General features: G+C 52.2%; 2 protein-coding genes. Both read right to left on the bottom strand.

What is annotated here, in order from left to right; all coding sequences use genetic code 11:
* Window positions 1–6 precede the first annotated feature (6 nt).
* Window positions 7–1,104: a HAMP domain-containing sensor histidine kinase gene (locus Q0614_RS07845; RefSeq protein ID WP_298787825.1), complete on the bottom strand. Its 1,098-nt coding sequence runs from the start codon at window positions 1,102–1,104 to the stop codon at window positions 7–9.
* A gap of 18 nt (window positions 1,105–1,122) precedes the next feature.
* Entirely contained in the window at window positions 1,123–1,785 is a 663-nt protein-coding gene (locus tag Q0614_RS07840) for a response regulator transcription factor (protein WP_298787823.1), read from the bottom strand.
* Window positions 1,786–1,832 lie beyond the last annotated feature (47 nt).

Raw genomic sequence — 1,832 nt, 5'->3', positions numbered from 1 at the left:
GTAAAGTTAAAATTCCAGCCGAAACTCCGTCTCTCCAGGCTCGCTTCTGCACGAAATTTTAAGCCCGAGCTCGTCGCAGTATTTTTTCACGATAAAAAGCCCGATGCCAAAGCCGCCGTTGCGCTCGTCAAAGCGAGTGTAAAGCTCGAAAATATGCGGCAGATTTTGCCGCGCGATGCCCGCGCCGCTGTTTTTGATGCGAAGCGAACGCTCGCGCAGGCTCACCTCGACGCAGCCGAGCTCATCACAATATTTTATCGCATTGCCAAGCAGATTGTCGATGATCTTTCGCAGCTTAAACTCATCCGCGCAAAAGGCCACCGGACGTAGATCGGCGCGTAGATTTATGCGCTTTTGCTCCGCAGAGACGCCGAAATACTCTATGCGGCTTTGCAGTAGCTCGCCTAAATTTACCTCTCGCCCGCTGCCGCTTTTGTTTAAGTTTAGCGCGGTTAGGTCTTCAAACAGCGCGTTTATCGTATTTGCGCCCGCCTTGATATTGCCCAGATATTTTTTCGCATCAGTATCGAAAAGCTCGATACTCATCAAAATCACGCTAAGCGGGGTTTTTATCTCGTGTGTCGTGTCTCGGATGAAGCCGTTTAAAAACTCGATCTTTTCGTAAAGCGGGCGCAGCGAAAGGCGGATGATAAAATATGCGATCAGCAAAATAAGCGCCAAAACAAGCGCGCTCGCAGCTAAAATTTTAAGCTTCAGCGCCGCTAGCTTGCCCTCAAGCGCATCCGTTTTGATCGCTACGTAGTACTCCGTGCCGTCCTTGGCGGTGAGATTAAACTGCTCGATCCTGCTGGTCCCCTCCATATACACGCGCGGTGCGTCATCCTTCGGCTCAAAATCCCGTGCGATCTCATCGCTGTTATTCAGATCCGCCGCGTATGCCTGCATGGCGTCGAAATCGCTCTCGTTTAGGCGCCCGCCGCGCGCAAGCTTAGCCTCTAGGCCGTGTTTGAAATCCCTGATCGCAAAGGCATCGCGATCCGCGATAAAAAACTTCTCCCGCTCGTAAAATACGCTGCTTACTAGCGCCAAAAACAGGACGCTAGTAAGCGTATAGAGCAAAAAAATCGGTAAAATTTGACGCATTTTGGACACGGCGCGCTCCTAAAGATATTTGTAGCCGAGCTTGGAAGCGTTTATGATGCGATCCTTGCCCAAAATTTTTCGCAGCTCCGCGATATAAACGCGCAGGCTAAGCTCGCTCGGACTCTCGTCGTAGTCCCACAGCGCGGCGAAAATTTCATCCTTACTAAGGAATTTATCGCGGTTTTTCAGAAGCAGAGCAAGAAGCCGCGCCTGCTTCTGCGGCATCGGCACGGCTCTTCCGTCGCGATAAAGCGCGTGCTGAGCCATATCGAAGCTAAAACCTCCGCCGATATTTTCGCGCAGGGCGGCGTTGTGGACGAAGGTGCGCTTTAGTAGATTATCCGCGCGCAGAGCCAGCTCTTTTAGCTCGAAAGGCTTTTTGAGGTAGTCGTCGCAGCCGCTTCCAAAGCCGCTTTCGACGTCTTGCAGAGTATTTAGCGACGTCGTGAAAATGCACGGTGCTCCGCACCCGGCCTCGCGCAGCTCGCGAAGCAGCGCAAAGCCGTTGCCGCCGATGATTTTGACGTCGAAGATCCACAGATCGAAGCTCTTTTCGTACGCTAAAGAGAGCGCCTCGTCATAGCTTTTACTGCCGCTTACCTCGTGCCCCGCGCCGCGCATGTAGGTGCACATCATATCTAGCAGCATCCCCTCGTCCTCGACGATCAAAACCCTTGCCATAGCCCGCCTCCTTGCGTAGAATTTTTGAAATTATACCCTGTGAAATT

Origin of the sequence: uncultured Campylobacter sp. (genome assembly GCF_937997595.1) — a bacterium.
In the GTDB taxonomy this organism is placed as follows: domain Bacteria; phylum Campylobacterota; class Campylobacteria; order Campylobacterales; family Campylobacteraceae; genus Campylobacter_B.
Note: the sequence above shows the minus strand (reverse complement) of the source record. Positions and strands in the feature narration are given on the sequence as shown.

Coding starts and splice junctions, on each gene's coding strand:
- Q0614_RS07845 (WP_298787825.1), bottom strand. CDS start 1,104: ATGCGTCAAATTTTACCGATTTTTTTGCTCTATACGCTTACTAGCGTC.
- Q0614_RS07840 (WP_298787823.1), bottom strand. CDS start 1,785: ATGGCAAGGGTTTTGATCGTCGAGGACGAGGGGATGCTGCTAGATATG.